General features: G+C 49.8%; 15 protein-coding genes and 3 tRNA genes. 12 read left to right on the forward strand and 6 right to left on the reverse strand.

What is annotated here, in order from left to right; all coding sequences use genetic code 11:
- Positions 1-17 precede the first annotated feature (17 nt).
- The 7 genes from VSQ62_RS05600 (at position 18) to VSQ62_RS05630 (ending at position 8,031) form a co-directional block, all read left to right on the forward strand.
- Entirely contained in the window at positions 18-1,181 is a 1,164-nt protein-coding gene (locus VSQ62_RS05600; RefSeq protein ID WP_334633671.1) for a DHHW family protein, read from the forward strand.
- Complete coding sequence (locus VSQ62_RS05605; RefSeq protein ID WP_334637579.1) at positions 1,181-1,927, forward strand: pseudouridine synthase; 747 nt, start codon at positions 1,181-1,183, stop codon at positions 1,925-1,927. Before VSQ62_RS05600 ends, VSQ62_RS05605 begins: the two co-directional genes overlap by 1 nt.
- Positions 1,875-3,851: an NAD-dependent DNA ligase LigA gene (gene ligA, locus VSQ62_RS05610; protein WP_334633672.1), complete on the forward strand. Its 1,977-nt coding sequence runs from the start codon at positions 1,875-1,877 to the stop codon at positions 3,849-3,851. The genes VSQ62_RS05605 and ligA overlap by 53 nt, the downstream gene beginning before the upstream one ends.
- A 53-nt stretch (positions 3,852-3,904) precedes the next feature.
- A complete protein-coding gene (clpX, locus tag VSQ62_RS05615) occupies positions 3,905-5,329 on the forward strand; it encodes an ATP-dependent Clp protease ATP-binding subunit ClpX (protein WP_334633674.1) in 1,425 nt (474 codons plus the stop codon).
- 66 nt (positions 5,330-5,395) lie between these two features.
- Entirely contained in the window at positions 5,396-7,099 is a 1,704-nt protein-coding gene (locus VSQ62_RS05620; RefSeq protein WP_334633675.1) for a S8 family peptidase, read from the forward strand.
- An 85-nt stretch (positions 7,100-7,184) separates the two neighbouring features.
- On the forward strand, positions 7,185-7,475 hold the full coding sequence (locus VSQ62_RS05625) for a hypothetical protein (protein WP_334633676.1): 291 nt from the start codon (positions 7,185-7,187) through the stop codon (positions 7,473-7,475).
- Position 7,476: 1 nt separating this feature from the next.
- Positions 7,477-8,031 (forward strand): signal peptidase II, encoded by a 555-nt coding sequence (locus tag VSQ62_RS05630; RefSeq protein WP_334633678.1) that lies wholly within the window; start codon positions 7,477-7,479, stop codon positions 8,029-8,031.
- Here VSQ62_RS05630 and VSQ62_RS05635 read toward each other — a convergent pair.
- The 3 genes from VSQ62_RS05635 to VSQ62_RS05645 form a co-directional block, all read right to left on the reverse strand.
- The gene (locus tag VSQ62_RS05635) at positions 8,006-8,944 is read right to left on the reverse strand and encodes a D-2-hydroxyacid dehydrogenase (RefSeq protein WP_334633680.1); all 939 of its coding nucleotides are present in this window, start codon (positions 8,942-8,944) and stop codon (positions 8,006-8,008) included. The two genes, VSQ62_RS05630 and VSQ62_RS05635, sit on opposite strands and share 26 nt — an antisense overlap.
- Before the next feature lie 54 nt (positions 8,945-8,998).
- A tRNA-Gly gene (locus tag VSQ62_RS05640) sits at positions 8,999-9,069 on the reverse strand.
- A gap of 7 nt (positions 9,070-9,076) precedes the next feature.
- Positions 9,077-9,151 (reverse strand) — tRNA-Pro (locus VSQ62_RS05645).
- Between the two features lie 359 nt (positions 9,152-9,510).
- Here VSQ62_RS05645 and VSQ62_RS05650 point away from each other — a divergent pair.
- The 3 genes from VSQ62_RS05650 to larE all read left to right on the forward strand — a co-directional run bounded on the left by VSQ62_RS05650 (position 9,511) and on the right by larE (position 12,473).
- A complete protein-coding gene (locus VSQ62_RS05650; protein ID WP_334633682.1) occupies positions 9,511-10,308 on the forward strand; it encodes a C39 family peptidase in 798 nt (265 codons plus the stop codon).
- A gap of 64 nt (positions 10,309-10,372) precedes the next feature.
- Positions 10,373-11,653 (forward strand): nickel pincer cofactor biosynthesis protein LarC, encoded by a 1,281-nt coding sequence (gene larC, locus VSQ62_RS05655; RefSeq protein ID WP_334633684.1) that lies wholly within the window; start codon positions 10,373-10,375, stop codon positions 11,651-11,653.
- Positions 11,646-12,473, forward strand: a complete 828-nt coding sequence (larE, locus tag VSQ62_RS05660) for an ATP-dependent sacrificial sulfur transferase LarE (protein WP_334633686.1) — start codon at positions 11,646-11,648, stop codon at positions 12,471-12,473. The genes larC and larE overlap by 8 nt, the downstream gene beginning before the upstream one ends.
- A gap of 50 nt (positions 12,474-12,523) precedes the next feature.
- Here the strand turns inward: larE and VSQ62_RS05665 are convergent.
- Positions 12,524-12,609 (reverse strand) — tRNA-Ser (locus VSQ62_RS05665).
- A 338-nt stretch (positions 12,610-12,947) separates the two neighbouring features.
- On the opposite strand from VSQ62_RS05665, the gene VSQ62_RS05670 reads away from it, so the two are divergent.
- Positions 12,948-13,886 carry an AraC family transcriptional regulator gene (locus tag VSQ62_RS05670; RefSeq protein WP_334633687.1) on the forward strand — a complete coding sequence of 313 codons (939 nt, stop codon included), beginning with the start codon at positions 12,948-12,950 and terminating at the stop codon, positions 13,884-13,886.
- Positions 13,887-13,913: 27 nt separating this feature from the next.
- Positions 13,914-15,356 (forward strand): beta-N-acetylhexosaminidase, encoded by a 1,443-nt coding sequence (locus VSQ62_RS05675; RefSeq protein WP_334633689.1) that lies wholly within the window; start codon positions 13,914-13,916, stop codon positions 15,354-15,356.
- Between the two features lie 79 nt (positions 15,357-15,435).
- Here the strand turns inward: VSQ62_RS05675 and VSQ62_RS05680 are convergent, their stop codons facing one another.
- Positions 15,436-16,242, reverse strand: a complete 807-nt coding sequence (locus VSQ62_RS05680) for a carbohydrate ABC transporter permease (protein ID WP_334637580.1) — start codon at positions 16,240-16,242, stop codon at positions 15,436-15,438.
- Between the two features lie 16 nt (positions 16,243-16,258).
- A complete protein-coding gene (locus VSQ62_RS05685) occupies positions 16,259-17,152 on the reverse strand; it encodes a carbohydrate ABC transporter permease (RefSeq protein WP_334633690.1) in 894 nt (297 codons plus the stop codon).
- Positions 17,153-17,263: the final 111 nt, after the last annotated feature.

Below are 17,263 nucleotides of genomic sequence, written 5' to 3' on the forward strand. Positions count from 1 at the left end.
GAATTCGGAGAAGAATGATGAAACAGAGATCAAACAAAGCCGGAAAACTATATAGAAGAAAAACAGCGGCGGCAGTGCTCCTGGGGATGCTGGGGCTGATGTTCCTGATTGAGCTGATTCCGATCCAGAGATCATACTCGGGAAAGGAGAACCGCAAGCTCCTGGGACGGCCAGAGATATCTCTTAAGGCGGTCGCAGACGGGAGCTTTATGAGACAGTATGAGGAGTACCGGTCCGATCAGTTTACGGGGCGGAGCCTGTGGCTGTCGGTGCGGAACGATATGGATCTGCTGGCGGGAAGGCGGGATTCTAACGGTGTATTCAAGGGAGAGGATCAATATCTGCTGGAAGACGTGGCCAGGCCGGATCAGGAGCAGATGAAGGAGAAGCTGGATGCCATGGGAGAATTCCGGTCAAGCTACGGTAAGGTTCCCATGTATCTGATGCTGGTTCCGAATTCTGCCAATATTCTGGAGGATAAGCTTCCCAGATTCGCGGTCACGGCGGATCAGGAGCAGATCTTTGAAGATATCCGTCAGGAGCTTGGAGAGCAGGTCGTCTGGGTAGATGTCAGCAAGACATTGAAGGAGCACAGGAAGGAAGAGATCTACTACCGCACGGACAGCCGGTGGACAACGCGGGGAGCATATTATGCTTTTCAGAAGCTCTCGGAGACTATGGGGCTTGATCAGGAGAAGACGCCTAAGTGGCAGGAATATGTGGTTACGAATATATTTAACGGGAATCTGTCGGCCAGGAGCGGATATGGGGGAGGCGTGGAAGAGTCCATCTATATATATGACGCAGAGAAGAAGGGGGAAGAACCTCAGATCGTGGTTGAATATGTGGATGAGGGCAGGAAGACGTCTACCCTGTATGACCGGACGAAGCTTAAGGAAACTGACGCATATAGTCTGTTCCTTGGCGGCGACCATGCCAGGGTAAATATTCGGACTACGGCGGATACTACGGACCGGCTGCTGCTTGTGAAGGATTCCTACGCGAACTGCCTGATTCCGTTTCTGACGCCTTATTACAGAGAAGTGATCGTGATCGACCCGGCGTATTACAAGGGCAGCCTGGATGATATCATGGAAGAGAATAAGATTACAAGCGTATTATTCCTGTATAATGGAAATACTTTTGCAGAGGATGAGAATATAAACGGGGTGCTTAGGTGATGGTAAGGCTGAATAAATACTTAAGTGATGCCGGAGTGTGTTCCAGGCGGGAGGCAGACCGGCTGATCGAGAGCGGCCGGGTGACGGTTGACGGGATCAGGGCTGTCCCGGGGATGAAGGTGGAGGCCCATCAGGAGGTCAGAGTCGGGAAGAAGCTGATCGGGGGCGGCGGCAAACGGATCGTCCTGGCGGTGAATAAGCCCGCGGGCATCGTATGTACAGAGGACAAAAGAGAGCGGAAGAATATTATCCGGTACTTGAATTACCCTCAGAGGATCACGTATGCGGGCCGTCTGGATAAGGACTCGGAGGGCCTTCTGATCATGACCAACGACGGAGATCTGATCAATGGAATGATGCGGGCAAGATACGGGCATGAGAAGGAATACAAGGTGACGGTAGATAAGCCGGTGACAGACGGATTCTTAAGGCAGATGGCAGAAGGTGTCAGGATCACAGACCGGGAGAAGAAGCTTGATGCGGTGACCAGGCCGTGCAGGACGAAGGCGGCAGGCAGATATACATTTACCATTGTACTGACCCAGGGGCTTAACCGGCAGATACGCAGGATGTGCGAGGCGCTGGGATACCGGGTGACCAGACTGGTAAGGATAAGGGTCATGAATATTGAACTTTCGGGACTTAAGACGGGAGAGAGCAGAAAATTAACGGAACAGGAGTTAAAGGAATTATATGAGCGGATCGAAGAAAGACAGAATGCTGGAGCTGGTGCAGATCTTGGGTGATGCCGGACGCGCCTATTATCAGGAATCCAGGGAGATTATGAGTAATTATGAGTATGATAAGCTGTATGATGAGCTTCTGGGGCTGGAGAGAGAGCTTGGGATCACTTTGGCGGGCAGCCCTACGGTGAACGTAGGTTACGAGGTGTTAAGCGAGCTTCCTAAGGAGCGGCATGAAAGTCCGATGCTTTCGCTGGATAAGACGAAGGAGGTGGAAGAATTAAGGAAGTTCCTGGGAGATCAGAAGGCGCTGATGTCCTGGAAGCTGGACGGCCTGACCATCGTCCTTACTTATCGTGAGGGGAGGCTCTATAAGGCGGTAACCCGCGGAAACGGAGAAGTCGGCGAGGTGATAACCAACAATGCCAGGGTATTTAAGAATATTCCGCTTCAGATCGCTTATCAGGGGGAGCTGATCTTAAGAGGCGAGGCAGTGATCGGATACCGGGATTTTGAGCGGATCAATGCAGAGATCGAGGATGCGGATGCAAGATATAAGAATCCAAGGAATCTTTGCAGCGGTTCTGTAAGGCAGCTCAATAATGAGATCACAGCCAGGAGAAATGTCAGGTTCTTCGCATTTTCACTAGTGCAGGCGGAGGATGTAGACTTCCATAATTCTAGGGCATATCAGATGGAGTGGCTTAGGGAGCAGGGTTTTGAAGTCGTCGAGTACCATATGGTGACGGCGGATACGGCAGAGCAGGAAGTTATAAAATTTTCAGAAAAAATCGCGCATAATGATTTTCCGTCGGATGGACTTGTGCTAATATATGATGATATAGCATATGGTCAGTCTCTTGGACGGACGTCTAAGTTCCCGAGGGATTCCTATGCGTTTAAGTGGGCGGATGAGATCCGGGAGACGAAGCTTGTTGAGATCGAGTGGAGTCCGTCGAGGACAGGGCTTATTAATCCGGTCGCGATATTCGAGCCGGTGGAGTTAGAGGGTACGACGGTCAGCCGTGCAAGCGTCCATAATATCAGTATTATGGAGGATCTGGAGCTTGGGATTGGCGACCGGGTCGAGGTCTATAAGGCGAATATGATCATTCCGCAGATCGCGGAGAACCTCACGCGAAGCGGTGTGAAGGATATCCCTGAGCAGTGTCCGGTGTGCCGGGGGAAGACCGAGATCCGGCAGGTCGCCAATGCGAAGGCGCTGTACTGTACCAATCCCGACTGCCAGGCCAAGCATGTGAAGTCGTTTGCTCTGTTCGTCAGCAGAGACGCGCTGAATATCGAAGGACTGTCTGAGGCAACTCTGGAGAAATTCATTACCCTTGGATATATCCGGGAATATGCGGATATCTTCCATCTGGACAGATACCGGGATGAGATCCGGTCTCTGGAGGGATTCGGGGAGAAGTCTTATCAGAACTTGATCGACAGCGCAGACAAGGCGAGGACGACGACGCTGCCCCGGGTGATTTATGCGCTTGGGATCGCCAACATCGGTCTTGCCAATGCGAAGATGATCTGCAGGGAATTTGGGTATGATGCAGAAGCCATGCTTCGGGCGACGCAGGAAGAGTTAAATGAGATTCCGGGCGTCGGGGAAGTGATCGCGAAGGCGTTCGTAGATTATTTCTCCTCCGAGCTGCATGTGAGGCGGTTTCGGGAGCTTTTAGAGGAGCTTAATATCCCGGAAGAAAAGGCGGAAGAGGCGAAGCAGATATTTGCGGGGATTAATTTTGTGATCACCGGCAGTGTGGAGCATTTTGCCAACCGGGGAGAGGTCAAGGAACTGATCGAAAGTCTGGGCGGCAAGGTGACGGGGTCTGTCACATCCAAGACCAATTATCTGATCAACAATGACGTGACGTCCGCATCATCTAAGAATAAGAAGGCGAACGACCTGGGTATCCCGATCATATCTGAGGAGACATTTCTTGATATGGTGCAGCAGAATACTGCGGAAGCGTAGGGAGTTAGCCAGCTGGGCTTAGGTATAGATTGAGCAGAAAGTGAGGAAAAAAGATGTCCAGTCAGGATAATCATGAGAACGATATAGAGAAAGCAGAGAATGGACAGGTAGAAGAGACCAAAAACCATGAGGACGAGTATGAGAAGATCTGTTTCGTGTGCAGGCGGCCGGAGACGGTTACGGGGAAGATGATCGACCTTCCCAACGGGATCTCCATCTGCAGCGATTGTATGCAGAAGAGCTTTGACGCTATGATGAGCGGACAGATCGATTACAGCCAGTTGATGAATATGAATATACCGGGCGTTCAGATCTTGAATATGGCGGATATGGAGAAGAACATCCCCAAGAAGCAGAAGGTCAAGAAGAAGAAGGAAGGGGAGGAGAAGAAGCCTCTGATCGACATCCGGAATATTCCGGCTCCCCACAAGATCAAGGGGAAGCTTGACGAGTATGTGGTGGGGCAGGAATATGCGAAGAAGGCCATGTCTGTGGCGGTCTATAACCATTACAAGCGTGTGGCGACTGGGACCATGGACGAGATCGAGATCGAGAAGTCGAACATGCTGATGATCGGACCGACCGGTTCCGGGAAGACGTATCTGGTCAAGACGCTGGCAAGGCTTCTTGACGTGCCGCTTGCCATCACGGACGCCACTTCGCTTACAGAGGCGGGCTATATCGGCGATGATATCGAGAGCGTGGTATCCAAGCTCCTGGCTGCGGCAGGCAATGATGTGGAGAAAGCGGAGCAGGGGATCATCTTCATCGACGAGATCGACAAGATCGCGAAGAAGAAGAATACGAACCAGAGGGATGTGAGCGGGGAATCCGTTCAGCAGGGGATGCTCAAGCTCCTGGAAGGAAGTGAAGTGGAGGTTCCGGTGGGAGCCAACAGTAAGAATGCCATGGTGCCGCTCACTACGGTGAATACGAAGAATATCCTCTTCATCTGCGGCGGCGCGTTCCCGGATCTGGATATGATCATCAAGGAACGGCTGACGAAGCAGTCCTCGATCGGCTTTGGCGCGGAACTGAAAGACAGATATGACCATGATAAGACGATCCTTGAGAAGGTTGCGACGGAAGATCTCCGAAGCTTCGGTATGATACCGGAGTTCCTTGGCCGTCTACCGATCGTATTTACCCTGCGGGGCTTAAGCGAGGAGATGCTGATCAAGATCCTGAAGGAACCTAAGAACGCGATCTTGAAGCAGTATCAGAAGTTGCTGGCTCTCGATGAGGTGAAGCTTGAGTTTGATGACGGCGCCCTGTCTGCGATCGCGAAGAAGGCCATGAAGAAGGATACAGGGGCGAGAGCGCTTCGGGCGATCATCGAGGAGTTCATGCTGGATATCATGTATGAGATCCCCAAGGACGACAGTATCGGGCAGGTGACGATCACAAGGGAGTACATAGAAGGAACCGGCGGGCCGCTGATCATGTTAAGAGGGCAGGAACCGGCGCGGATCGAGTAAGATGAAGAATAGGATAAACAGAACACCTCATATACTCTATAAAAAGTATATGGGGTATTTTATATTATGAATGGAAATTCTTGCAGGGAGAAGATATTGTCAGAGGATTATTATGACTTTATCTCTCCGATCTATAGAGCGGTTGAACCGTCGGAGATCGGTGGGGCGGACGTCTGTGTTCAGGAGATGGATTTCGGATTTCGGGCAGTCTATGCGAACCGTGAGGGTATGGCGCCCTTATCATTGCAGTCTTACCGGTATAATTCTATACCGAACTGTTTCGAGCTGATGGATATGGAGGCGATGGATGCCGCAGGGATCAGTGTTGTCCAGACTTATCCGACGCTGAATCTACAGGGCAATGGGATCATGGTGGGGTTCCTGGATACGGGAATCGACTACCGCAACGATCTCTTCAAGAATATTGACGGCACCACTAGAATTGCCGGGATCTGGGACCAGACCATTCAGGATGGGACACCCCCGGAAGGACTGGATTACGGCAGTGAATATACAGAGGAGATGATCAATGAAGCGCTCCGCTCGGAGAATCCGCTTGAGATTGTTCCGAGTATGGATACGGAGGGTCACGGAACATTTCTTGCCAGTGTCGCGGCGGGAGGCGCGAACCTGGAGAAGAGGTTTATCGGGGCAGCCCCGGAGGCGGCGATCGCAGTAGTGAAGCTTAAACAGGCTAAGACTTATCTGAAAGAATTCTATGCGATCCGCCAGGATGCAACCTGCTTTCAGGAAAATGATATCATGCTTGCCTTGAAATACCTGAATGATCTCGCAAAGAAGCGAGATATGCCGCTTGCTGTCTGTGTTGCCCTGGGGACGAACTTAGGAGGGCATAACGGCTCGTCTCTTCTGTCGATGATGCTTGACGCCTATTCTTCTGTCCTGAACCGCAGTGTGGTGGTAAGCGCGGGGAATGGGGCAGTCCATAGGCATCATTTTTCCTACGAATTCAAGGATATGAACGATTCGGCAGAGGCCGAGATCCGTGTGGAAGAGGGAGTAGACGGGTTTGTCGCGGAATTGTGGACGGCGGTTCCCAATGTTATGACGGTTGCGTTCACGTCGCCTTCCGGGGAGCGGACGGGTTACATATCTATCAAGCAGGGCTATGAGTATCAGGAGAATTTTCTGTTCGATAAGACGAATATACAGGTGGAATATCGTCTGTTGTTGGAGAACAATGATTCTCAGCTGATATTTATGCGGTTCAGGAATCCGGCGCAGGGAATCTGGAAAATCAACGTGAAGCCGGTGCGGATGTCAGACGGAAGATTCCATATGTGGCTTCCTGTACAGGAATTTCTGTCCGGGGAAGTAAATTTCCTGCAGGCGGATCCGGATACCACCCTTGCAGAACCGGGAACGAGCCAGGTTGCGATGACGGTGGCTTATTACAATGGAATCGATAATACGGTTGATATTAACTCGGGGAGGGGGTATACTAGAGATGGACGGATCAAGCCGGATTATGCGGTACCTGGCACGATGGTGACCGGTGCGGGACTTAACGGAGAATTTGTAGTCAGAAGCGGGTCCAGTGTTGCGGCGGGGATCGCGGCAGGGGCATCGGCGCTTCTGATGGAGTGGGTTCTTGCACAGCCGAATCCATACGGTGTGAATTCAAGCCAGGTCAGGAATATTATCCTGCTTGGAGCGGAGCAGAGACCGGGGATGGAGAATCCGAACCGGGAATGGGGGTTCGGAGCTATGAATCTGTACCGTTCTCTGGATATCCTGAGACAGTTATAGAATCATACACCTGTCTCAAAGGCTGGGTTTGACAGTCTGTTTACAGGTTCATTATCGGAGACAGCAAAGAATAGGAGGAATTACGATGGCAGATTTTTTTGGTGAGTTAGGGAAGAAGATCACAGATACGGCGAGTGATCTGAGTAAGAAAGCGGAGGATACGTTGGAGATCCAGAAGATCAAGGGAGAGATCCGCTCTCTCAAACGTGCCAATGAGAGGGATTATAAGGATATCGGACGTATGGTATATGAGAAGTTCCAGAAGGGAGAGGTAAGCGATACAGAATATATTTCCCTGTGTGAAGAGATCGAGAAGCGTGAGGAAGAGGTCGAGAAGCAGGAAGAACAGATCGTGAAGATCAAAGAGGAGATATAAGATGATCTCATCGATGCTCGTAATATTTGCGTCGCTTTTGGGGATTGACGTGCTGATAAAGCAGCAGGTGGAAGAGAACATAGAACCGGGAGAAGAAAAGGAGCTTGCAGGCGGAAGGATCGTCATACGCAAGGTCTACAACAGGGGATTCCTGATGAATATCCTGGATGGGAAGCCTAAGGTGGTCAGGTATGCGACGATCGTTTCGGGAATCGGGCTCCTGATCTGGGATATCCTGACATTCCTTCCGGTTCGGATTATACGGACTGCGCGTGTTGACGGGAAGGCCGGCGGTATTCGGCTCGGTATCAGAAGAGGACCATACCTCAGGCAGTTCGGCATGACCCTCTTAAGTGCCGGAGCGGCGAGCAACATCTTCGACAGACTGGTAAGAGGCAGGGTGATCGATTATATCGGGATACGGACCGGGGAAAGGCATCTCGATCGGATCACGGCAAATCTGGGAGATTGCTTCATAGCATGCGGCGGGCTTATTCTGATGCTGAGAGATTTAGTGTGTCAGTTGATTATCATACCAGGCAGAAGAACTCCTTGATCTGTCCCAGTACGATATCCATCAGCCGTGTCCGGGCTTCCACGCTCGCCCAGGCAATGTGCGGTGTGATAAGCAGCCTCCGGCTGTCTTTGATCTGAAGGAGCGGATTGTCCGGGCTCATCGGCTCTGTACACAGTACATCCAGTCCGGCCGCGGCGATCTCTCCTTGCCTCAGTGCGTCATATAAGTCTTGTTCTATGACGATCGGTCCCCGGCCAAGGTTCAGGAAGATGCAAGAGCTCTTCATCTGCCTGAACGCCGAAGCTCCGATCAGATTCTCGGTATATTGGTTCAGCGGCGCATGGACAGAGATAATATCCGATTCGGCAAGCAGTGTATCCATGCAAACCTGGCGGTATCCTTCCTGAGGGGCGGCGCCTGACGGGGAGGTATAGATAACATGTGCGCCGAAGGCTCCGGCGATAGAAGCCACCCGTCTTCCGATATTGCCAAGGCCTATGATTCCCCAGGTCTTACCGTTCAGCTCATAGAAATGTTCTTCAAAATGTGTAAACAGAGTATCGCATGCGTAGCGTTCTTCTTTTACATAGTCGTCATAATACCGCAGCTTCTCTGACAGATAGAACAACATGGCGAATGTGTGCTGTGCTACAGATTCCGTAGAGTAGCCTGCCACATTTCTCCAGGCGATGCCGCGGCTGTCCAAGTATTCTTTGTCCAGGTTATTCGTTCCGGTAGCTGTCACGCAGACCAGCTTGAGCCGGGATGCACTTCCGATGGTGTCTTCATTGACTGTAACCTTGTTCAGTACGATAACATCCGCATCTTTTACCCGTTCCGGGACTTCGGCGGGTGTGGAGAAGGGATATCTTACAACTTCTCCTAATCGGTCATAGCCGGACAGGTCGATATCTTCTCCGATGGTCTTCACGTCTAGAAATACGATCTTCATTCAATTCCCTCCTTAAAATATGAATGGTGATATGTCTGTTTTGGATACAAAAAAAGCGGGTGATGGGAATCGAACCCACGTATCTAGCTTGGAAGGCTAGTGTTCTACCATTGAACTACACCCGCATGGATATCGGGGTGACAGGATTCGAACCTGCGACCTCCTGGTCCCAAACCAGGCGCTCTAGCCAAGCTGAGCCACACCCCGACAGATATTAAATTATTGTTATTTCTTTAACCGGGTTATATAATATCATCTTTTGGTAAAAATATCAAGTATTAAATAAAAAATATTAAGAATATTAAGAATACTTTAAGTTGCCACCTTCTCGACAGAGGGGTATAATTAACGACATAACAAGCGCCAAGTGAATTGCAAGTGAAAGGATGATGTGCGTGAGCAGGAGCCTGGATAGAAGTTTAGAAAGAGGATCCGTAAGACATGGAAGCAGAAGTTATGAAGGCAGAAGCTATGGAGACAGGGCTTATAGGAATAGAAATTACAGGAAGAGAAGACATTCCAAGAGGAGACAGCAGGTACGGCGTCAGATTTTCCTGATGGGATGCATGCTGATTCTGATAGTGGGAGGAGCGGCCGGTTGGTATGTGAGAAGAAGCCAGATGACAGCCGAGGTTCAGAAGATTGTGGAGGCCGAAGGAAGAGGGGGCGACCGGAAGGTCAGGCAGATCACGATAGAGGAGGAGACGGAAGAAGAGAAGGTGGCCCGTATTCGGAGAATTGCGCAGGAACAGGGATACCCGGACAGTGTGATAGAGTTGCTGGACAAGAATCCTGAGACTGTTGACTTCGTGGCGCATTATGGGGATAAGATGAATGAGCCGGGTGCGGAGACTTTGGGAGATGAATTAGTTAAGGGGCAGATCCCTAAGCTGTACCAGTGGGATGAGCGATGGGGATATTCAGTTTATGGGACAAGTATAATAGCCGTCAGCGGCTGCGGACCGACCTGTATGGCTATGGTGGCGTCGGGGCTTTTGAACGACCCGTCCATCACTCCGGCTAATGTGGCGGCGTATGCGATGGAGAATGGTTATATAGATGGGAATAATGATACCTATTGGCGGTTTATGAAAGAAGCAGGCGCCAATTGGAATATTTCCTGCTATGACGGTCAGTTGACGGAGGATCAGGTGAGGAGCGAACTGGAACAGGGACATCCGGTCATCTGTACGGTGGGACCCGGGAACTTTACACAGAACGGCCATTTTATCGTGCTGACAGGGTATGCGGACGGCAAGGTCCGGGTGAATGATCCCTTTAGCCGGAAGAACAGCGATACCGAGTGGGTATTTGCGGAGATCGCGGGACAGATCAAGGCTATGTGGGTATATTCGATAGATTGATGTCGGAGGCAGAAGTAAATTGGTTTGAGTATCACAGATTATAATATTAAGGAGATAAGAGGAAATGGCAAAAACATTATATTTGGAGTGCTACAGCGGGATCAGCGGAGATATGACGGTGGGAGCATTGCTTGATCTGGGGGCGGATCAGCGGCTTCTTGAGGAACAGTTAAGGAGCCTTCCGGTGTCCGGATTCGAGATTGAGATCAGCAGGGTGAAGAAGTCAGGACTGGATGCCTGTGATTTCCGTGTGATTCTTGATAAAGAGCATGAGAACCATGATCATGACAATGAATATCTGTATGGGCATGGACATAAGCATGAGCATCATCATCACCATGCACATACTCACGATCATATCCATCGGGGGCTTCCGGAGATCAGGGAGATCATCTTACATTCCGGTATTACAGAGCGGGCGAAGAAGACGGCGCTCGCCATCTTCCAGGTATTGGCAGAAGCCGAAGCCAAGGCACATGGAACATCCATTGACGAAGTACATTTTCACGAAGTAGGCGCGGTAGATTCTATTGTGGATATTGTGGCGGCGGCAGTCTGTTTGGATAATCTGGCCGTGGATGAAGTGATTGTACCGGAACTGTACGAGGGGAGAGGGACTGTGAGATGCCAGCACGGGATCATCCCCGTACCGGTGCCGGCGGTGGTACATATTGCCGGGGATCATGGCATCACGCTGCATATGACGGATACGGAGGCAGAGCTGGTGACGCCTACCGGCGCTGCGATCGTGGCGGCAGTGCGGACTGCAGACAGGCTTCCTAAGAGGTATAAGATCCTGCGGACCGGAATGGGAGCAGGCAAGAGGGACTACGGGAGGGCCAGCATCCTTCGGGGGATGCTGATCGAGCCGGATACGGAGGAAGCGGCGGATTTTGTATATAAGCTTGAGAGCAATATTGACGACTGTACGGGAGAAGCCCTGGGATATGTGATGGACCGTCTGTTTGAGGCGGGCGCCAGGGACGTGAATTATATTCCTGTGTATATGAAGAAGAACCGTCCGGCATATCAGTTGAATGTGCTCTGTTCGGAAGAGACAGTTCCAAGGATAGAGGAGATCATTTTCAAGGAAACGACGACGATCGGAATACGGAGAGTCCGGATGGAGCGCACGGTGATGCGCCGGGAGATCCGAACGCTTACAACTTCTCTCGGAGAGGCGAAAGTGAAGGTATGCAGATTAGGATGCTCTGATATTATCAGGGTATATCCGGAGTATGAAAGTGCGGCGGATATCAGCAGGGAGAAGAAGCTTCCCTACCAGGATGTATGGAGGCAGCTCCAGAAGGAGGCATGTGTGCAGATAGAGAAGTGCTATGAATAATAATTACACACAGAAGAAGGAATTATTGAGGAAACACATGGCAGAGTACATGGCAGAAGATGCGATCATTGCATTTTCCGGCGGTGTGGATAGCAGCTTGTTACTGAAGCTTGCCTGTGATGCATCCAGAGTAACGGGCAAGAAGGCTTACGGAATTCTGCTTCACACGATGCTGCATCCCAAGGCTGAATTAGAAGAAGCGGAGAGAGTGGCACAAGAGACGGGCGCCGTCTTCCTTGTGTTGAAGATTGATGAATTAGAAGGAGCGGGGATCGTGGATAATCCTGCGGACAGATGCTATCTCTGCAAGCGGTATCTTTTTGGGGAACTTATAAGGGAAGCAGGGCAGTTGGGGGTATCCCGTATTCTGGAAGGCACGAATGAGGACGACCTGCACGTATATCGGCCGGGAATCCGGGCTGTCCGTGAACTTGGGATCATCAGTCCGCTGGCAGACGCGGGCTTTACAAAGGCGGACGTAAGACGGCTTGCGGGAGAGTACGGAATTTCCGTATCTAAGAAGCCGTCTACGCCTTGCCTTGCGACCAGATTTCCCTACGGCGTCAGACTCTCCTATGAGGAGATGCGCAAGGTAGAGCAGGGAGAAGCGTATCTTCGAAGCCTTGGATTGGGGAATGTGAGATTGAGAGTCCATGATAAGCTTGTGCGGCTGGAGGTAGACAGGGACGATATTGGGAAGATAATGGAACGAAGAGAAGATGCAGCCGCATATCTCAGGAGATTGGGGTATGTATATATCACGTTGGATCTTGAAGGGTTTCGTTCCGGGAGTATGGATGAGGCTGTTGTAAGAGAATAAATTGAAAAAGTCCGGTTCTCCGTCATGACGACGGAAGACCGGACTTTTGACGCAGCGGGAGGGATTTGAACCCCCGGAGCCTTGCAGCTCTTCTGCTTTCGAGGCAGATGCCATCAGCCATCTCGACCACCGCTGCTTAATACTTTTTCATACCGTTACATTATAACACAAGAACTTATGAAGAGGAATACCCAATTTAATAATTTTTTGTTATAATAAGGAAAGAGGGCCGATGCACTTGCACCGGCCCATGGAGGGGGATGAAAAATCTATCAAAATTTAAACTAATTGTCTTTAGTCGAAGTCCGGTAACCATACCTTCCTGATATGTAATGTAAAGTACGATTACCGTCTCCATTTATTTGATAGATTTATTATATAAAACAAATGTGACGCAAGTATGTCAAAATCTGGAAATGTTTATAAAATTTCTTAAGAAAATCATAAGTTGTATGAAAAGGGGATAAGAAGGATATGTCAAAGAAGAAAAAGCCCAAGATGGAATTTCGGTATTACAGGATGCCGGAAGGCAGTCCGATCCTTGCGCTGCTTGGGCAGAGATGGGTGCAGGCATACGGAAGAGATGTAGACTATCTGCATTTCCATAATTATCTGGAGATTGGGTACTGTTACTCAGGAGAGGGAACGCTTACATTGGGAGAGAGAGATTATCGGTTTACAGGGGGTGAGATCTCGATCATTCCCAAGAATTATCCCCATACGACGAACAGTGATTTGGGAACCGTCAGCAAATGGGAATATCTGTTCGTGGATGTTGACGGGATTTTGGAGGAGGTGTATCGGAAGGGCGGCAACGTCAAGCGTATGAATTATCTTCTGCACAGGATCAATTCCCGTGCAATATTCAGGGCGGTAGAGGAGGCGCCGCATCTTGCGAGGATGATCCGGGAGCTTCTTGATATTATGCGGGACACGAAGGAATTCTACATGGAAGAAGCCAAGGGGATTATGGTTGCGCTTCTGGTGAGTATAGCAAGGGAGAATCAGGGGGAGAAAGGGCCGGCGGAGATCAGCGGGAAGGTGACGACCCCTGTTTCCAGGGCATTGGATTATATTTCGCTTCACTATATGGAGACGCTTAAGGTGGAAGAGCTGGCGAGATGGTGCCATATCAGTGAGACGCATTTCCGGAGAGTGTTTACTGAATTTATGCAGATGGGCCCGCTGGAATATATTAATCTGGTGAGAGTGCAGACGGCATGCAATTATCTGAAGAATACGGATGAATCGATGGCAGATATTGCAGGGAAATGCGGTTTTACTACGCTTTCTACATTTAACCGGAATTTTAAACAGATTACGGGGGTCTCGCCCAGTGAGTGGCGGAAACGCCCGGAGAATTTTGAACAGCAGCTTTTGAAATATTGGATCCACTCGGAAGAAGGGTGGTAATCGATACCAAAGAAGGAGGAAAATATTATGTTGCCAAGACCAGAAAAGATTATATTTATGGATGGATTTGCCGCGCAGGATGCCAGAGTGGAAGAACAGCTCTGTCCGGAACTTGAGAAGGAGGAATACCGGATACAGATTGCACCGGAGAGGATCATGCTTACAGGCAGCGGGAAGATAGGGCTTTTCTATGCCCGGACAACGCTTGACCAGTTGAGAATGGTATACGGAGATATGCTTCCCTGTATGAAGGTGGCAGATCGGCCGGCTTATCCCTACCGTTCGTTCCATATTGACTGTGCGAGACATTATTTTCCAATAGACGAGTTGAAGAAGATGATCCGTATGTCGGCAGAGTTCAAATTGAATCGGTTTCACTGGCATATATCGGACGACCAGGGATGGCGTATTGAGAGCAAGTGTTACCCAAGACTTCATGAGATCGGCGCCGTACGCGGAGGAGATTATTTTGGGAATTATCATTCCGATCAGCCGGAAGGCGGTTATTACCGCAGGGAGGAAGTCAGAGAGATCGTAGATTACTGCGGGCAGTTTGGAATAGAGGTAGTGCCCGAGATTGATATGCCGGGGCATGTAACGGCGATCCTTGCGGCATATCCAGAATTATCTTGTGCAGGTGAGCCGGTGGAGGTTGGAATGAGAGCGGGAATCTTTAAAGAGCTCTTCTGTGCGGGGAAGGAAGAGACTTTTGCGTTCATCCACAATCTGTTGGACGAGCTGCTGGAGCTTTTCCCGGGCAAGTATTTCCATATCGGGGGAGACGAAGCTCCAAAGGAGCGTTGGAGAGCGTGTCCGTACTGTCAGAAACGGATGAAAGAAGAAGGCTTTCAGAATGAGCAGGAGCTGCAGGGATATTTCTGCAATCGTATCGCATCGTACCTGCTGTCAAAAGGAAGGATTCCGATTGTCTGGAATGAAGCCGTCTATGGCGGGAACCTCGATAAAGAGGCAGTAGTCCAGCTATGGACGGAGGATAAGGACGATCAGATCAAGGCACATCTTGACAAAGGAGGGAAGGCAGTCCTCTCGGTGGTAGAGAATTGCTATTGTGACTATCCCTATGGGATGCATTCTCTGAAGGATGTGTATCAGCTTAACATGAATCCGCGGGAGCTTGGCGGGCATGGGAAGGATTCTGTTCTGGGAACGGAAGTCTTGATATGGACAGAATTCATCCGCAGTCATATAACGCTGGAGGAAATGAGCTGGCCCAGATTCGCAGCTTCAGCGGAGGTTGGATGGTGCGGAGAGAAGAGTCCCGGATATGAGGATTTCAGCAGAAGGCTGGAGGTGTTGTTTCCGTTATTCGCAAAGTATGGGATCCGTGCGGCCGGAATGGAAGAGTGGGTTCCTGATGAGGATAAGGCGGCAGAACAAGCGGCGGCGTTCCAGATGAATTTCTCGGAGAAAGACAGAGAAGAAGTCCGCAGGCTGCAGGAGGATATCTAAATATAAGGGTATAGCGAAATTAATAAGAAGTCCGGCATGTACCTCTGTATGGAAACATGCCGGACTTTGTAACAGGGTTTTATTTGACAGCGCCGGTAATACCTTCTGCAAATTGTTTTTGTAATACAAAGAATACGATCATAGTAGGAATAGAACAGAACAGTACGCCCATCATGATCATACCGTAATCAATCTTGTATCCGCCGATGGTGTTGGCGATCAACATTACCATGTTAAGCGACTTGCCGTCTGTCATGATTACCTTCGGCCACAGGTATGCGTTCCATGAATTCATGAATGTAATAACAGCCGCCGCCGCATAGGTCGATCTCATAGTCGGGAAGAACATGCGGAAGAAGATCTGTATCTCATTCAGACCGTCGATACGCGCAGCCTCGATGATGTCGATCGGGAATGCCCTCGCGTTCTGACGAAACATCATGATCATGAACGGCGTCGATATCATCGGAAGGAAGAAACCGATCGTTGTGTTCAGAAGTTTTGCCTTCGAAAACATCTGGAACAGAGGGATCATAGTCGCAACCTGAGGAACCATCATTGCAAGCAGAAGGATAGAGAACAGTTTATCTTTCCATTTGTCATGGTAAACCTCGAATCCGTAACCTGCCAGTGAGCAGATGAACAGACATATGATTGTTACGGAGATGGCATATACGAAAGAATTGGTCATCGCACGTGCCAATGGCTGCTGAGAAACCAGATTCCGGAAGTTCTCTGCTGCGAACGCGCCCGGCATCAGGCGTCCTTTGGAGATGTCGATATAGTTATTCGTAGCAGCGGATATCATCCACAGGAACGGAAACACTGAGATGATGGAGAAAATCGTCAAAAATATGTAGGTAGGAATCAGTCTGCGCTGAATCATGGATTTGTTCTTCTTCTCAGTCACGTGTATCACCTACTTTCAGATTAATAAATGCCAAGATTGCTACAATGATAAATACAAAGAATGCCATAGCGCTTCCATAACCAAAGTTCGGGGCACGCAGGAAACATGTATTGTAAATATAATGGGACATTGTGATCGTCGCGTTGGCAGGTCCGCCGTTTGTCAGGTTGACAGACTCGTCGAACAGCTGCAATGTACCGTTGATCGACATAATGAACGTCATAATAATAGTCGGTTTCAGGAGCGGTACGGTAATCCCCCAGAAAGTCTTCCAGCCGTTGGCGCCGTCGATCTTCGCGGCTTCATATACGGAATATTCGATATTCTGAAGACCGGCCAGATAGAATACCATGTTATAACCTGTCCATCTCCAGACCAGCGCAATGATGATTACCATCTTCGCCGACCAGGCGGTACCCAGGAAATTAAATCCCTGATCCAGAAGTCCTAATTTAACCAACGCATTGTTCACAAGACCGTCCTGAGCGAACAGGAAGCGGAAAATGATCGCATAGGAAACCAGAGATGTTGCACACGGCAGGAATACGCAGGTACGGAACAGACCTTTAAAACGAAGATCCCTGTTGTTCAGAAGCTGTGCAAGCAGGATGGCGAGCACCAGCATGATCGGTACCTGGATTGCCAGATAGAAAAACGTGTTGCCGACAGAGCGAAGGAACACCCTGTCCTGAAACATACGTGCATAGTTGGAAAAACCGGTAAATCTGTAGTTGGCTCCTTTACCTGTCTGTAACGAGAGGATAAAGGCTCTTATCATGGGATAAAAACTCATGACTGCAATCATCAGGGTTGCCGGAGTGAGGAAAGCCCAGCCGGCGGCTTTCTGCTTTGCAATCAGGGTCATACCTTTCTTTTTCTGTTCCATTTTCAAACCCCCTTGGTTCTCAAAGCTTGTTACTTTTGCGGTCAAAGACCGCAATATGGTAAATTTTGTGTACAAAAAGGGAAACCGCATGGCGGTTCCCCTGCGTGTTTT

The sequence above is a fragment of the Sporofaciens sp. JLR.KK001 genome, from assembly GCF_036941055.1.
GTDB lineage: Bacteria > Bacillota > Clostridia > Lachnospirales > Lachnospiraceae > Sporofaciens.

Coding starts and splice junctions, on each gene's coding strand:
- VSQ62_RS05650 (WP_334633682.1), top strand. CDS start 9,511: ATGCTGATTCTGATAGTGGGAGGAGCGGCCGGTTGGTATGTGAGAAGA.
- VSQ62_RS05635 (WP_334633680.1), bottom strand. CDS start 8,944: ATGAAGATCGTATTTCTAGACGTGAAGACCATCGGAGAAGATATCGAC.
- VSQ62_RS05670 (WP_334633687.1), top strand. CDS start 12,948: ATGTCAAAGAAGAAAAAGCCCAAGATGGAATTTCGGTATTACAGGATG.
- VSQ62_RS05680 (WP_334637580.1), bottom strand. CDS start 16,242: ATGATTCAGCGCAGACTGATTCCTACCTACATATTTTTGACGATTTTC.
- VSQ62_RS05600 (WP_334633671.1), top strand. CDS start 18: ATGAAACAGAGATCAAACAAAGCCGGAAAACTATATAGAAGAAAAACA.
- VSQ62_RS05620 (WP_334633675.1), top strand. CDS start 5,396: ATGAATGGAAATTCTTGCAGGGAGAAGATATTGTCAGAGGATTATTAT.
- VSQ62_RS05685 (WP_334633690.1), bottom strand. CDS start 17,152: ATGGAACAGAAAAAGAAAGGTATGACCCTGATTGCAAAGCAGAAAGCC.
- ligA (WP_334633672.1), top strand. CDS start 1,875: ATGAGCGGATCGAAGAAAGACAGAATGCTGGAGCTGGTGCAGATCTTG.
- VSQ62_RS05630 (WP_334633678.1), top strand. CDS start 7,477: ATGATCTCATCGATGCTCGTAATATTTGCGTCGCTTTTGGGGATTGAC.
- larC (WP_334633684.1), top strand. CDS start 10,373: ATGGCAAAAACATTATATTTGGAGTGCTACAGCGGGATCAGCGGAGAT.
- VSQ62_RS05625 (WP_334633676.1), top strand. CDS start 7,185: ATGGCAGATTTTTTTGGTGAGTTAGGGAAGAAGATCACAGATACGGCG.
- larE (WP_334633686.1), top strand. CDS start 11,646: ATGAATAATAATTACACACAGAAGAAGGAATTATTGAGGAAACACATG.
- VSQ62_RS05675 (WP_334633689.1), top strand. CDS start 13,914: ATGTTGCCAAGACCAGAAAAGATTATATTTATGGATGGATTTGCCGCG.
- VSQ62_RS05605 (WP_334637579.1), top strand. CDS start 1,181: ATGGTAAGGCTGAATAAATACTTAAGTGATGCCGGAGTGTGTTCCAGG.
- clpX (WP_334633674.1), top strand. CDS start 3,905: ATGTCCAGTCAGGATAATCATGAGAACGATATAGAGAAAGCAGAGAAT.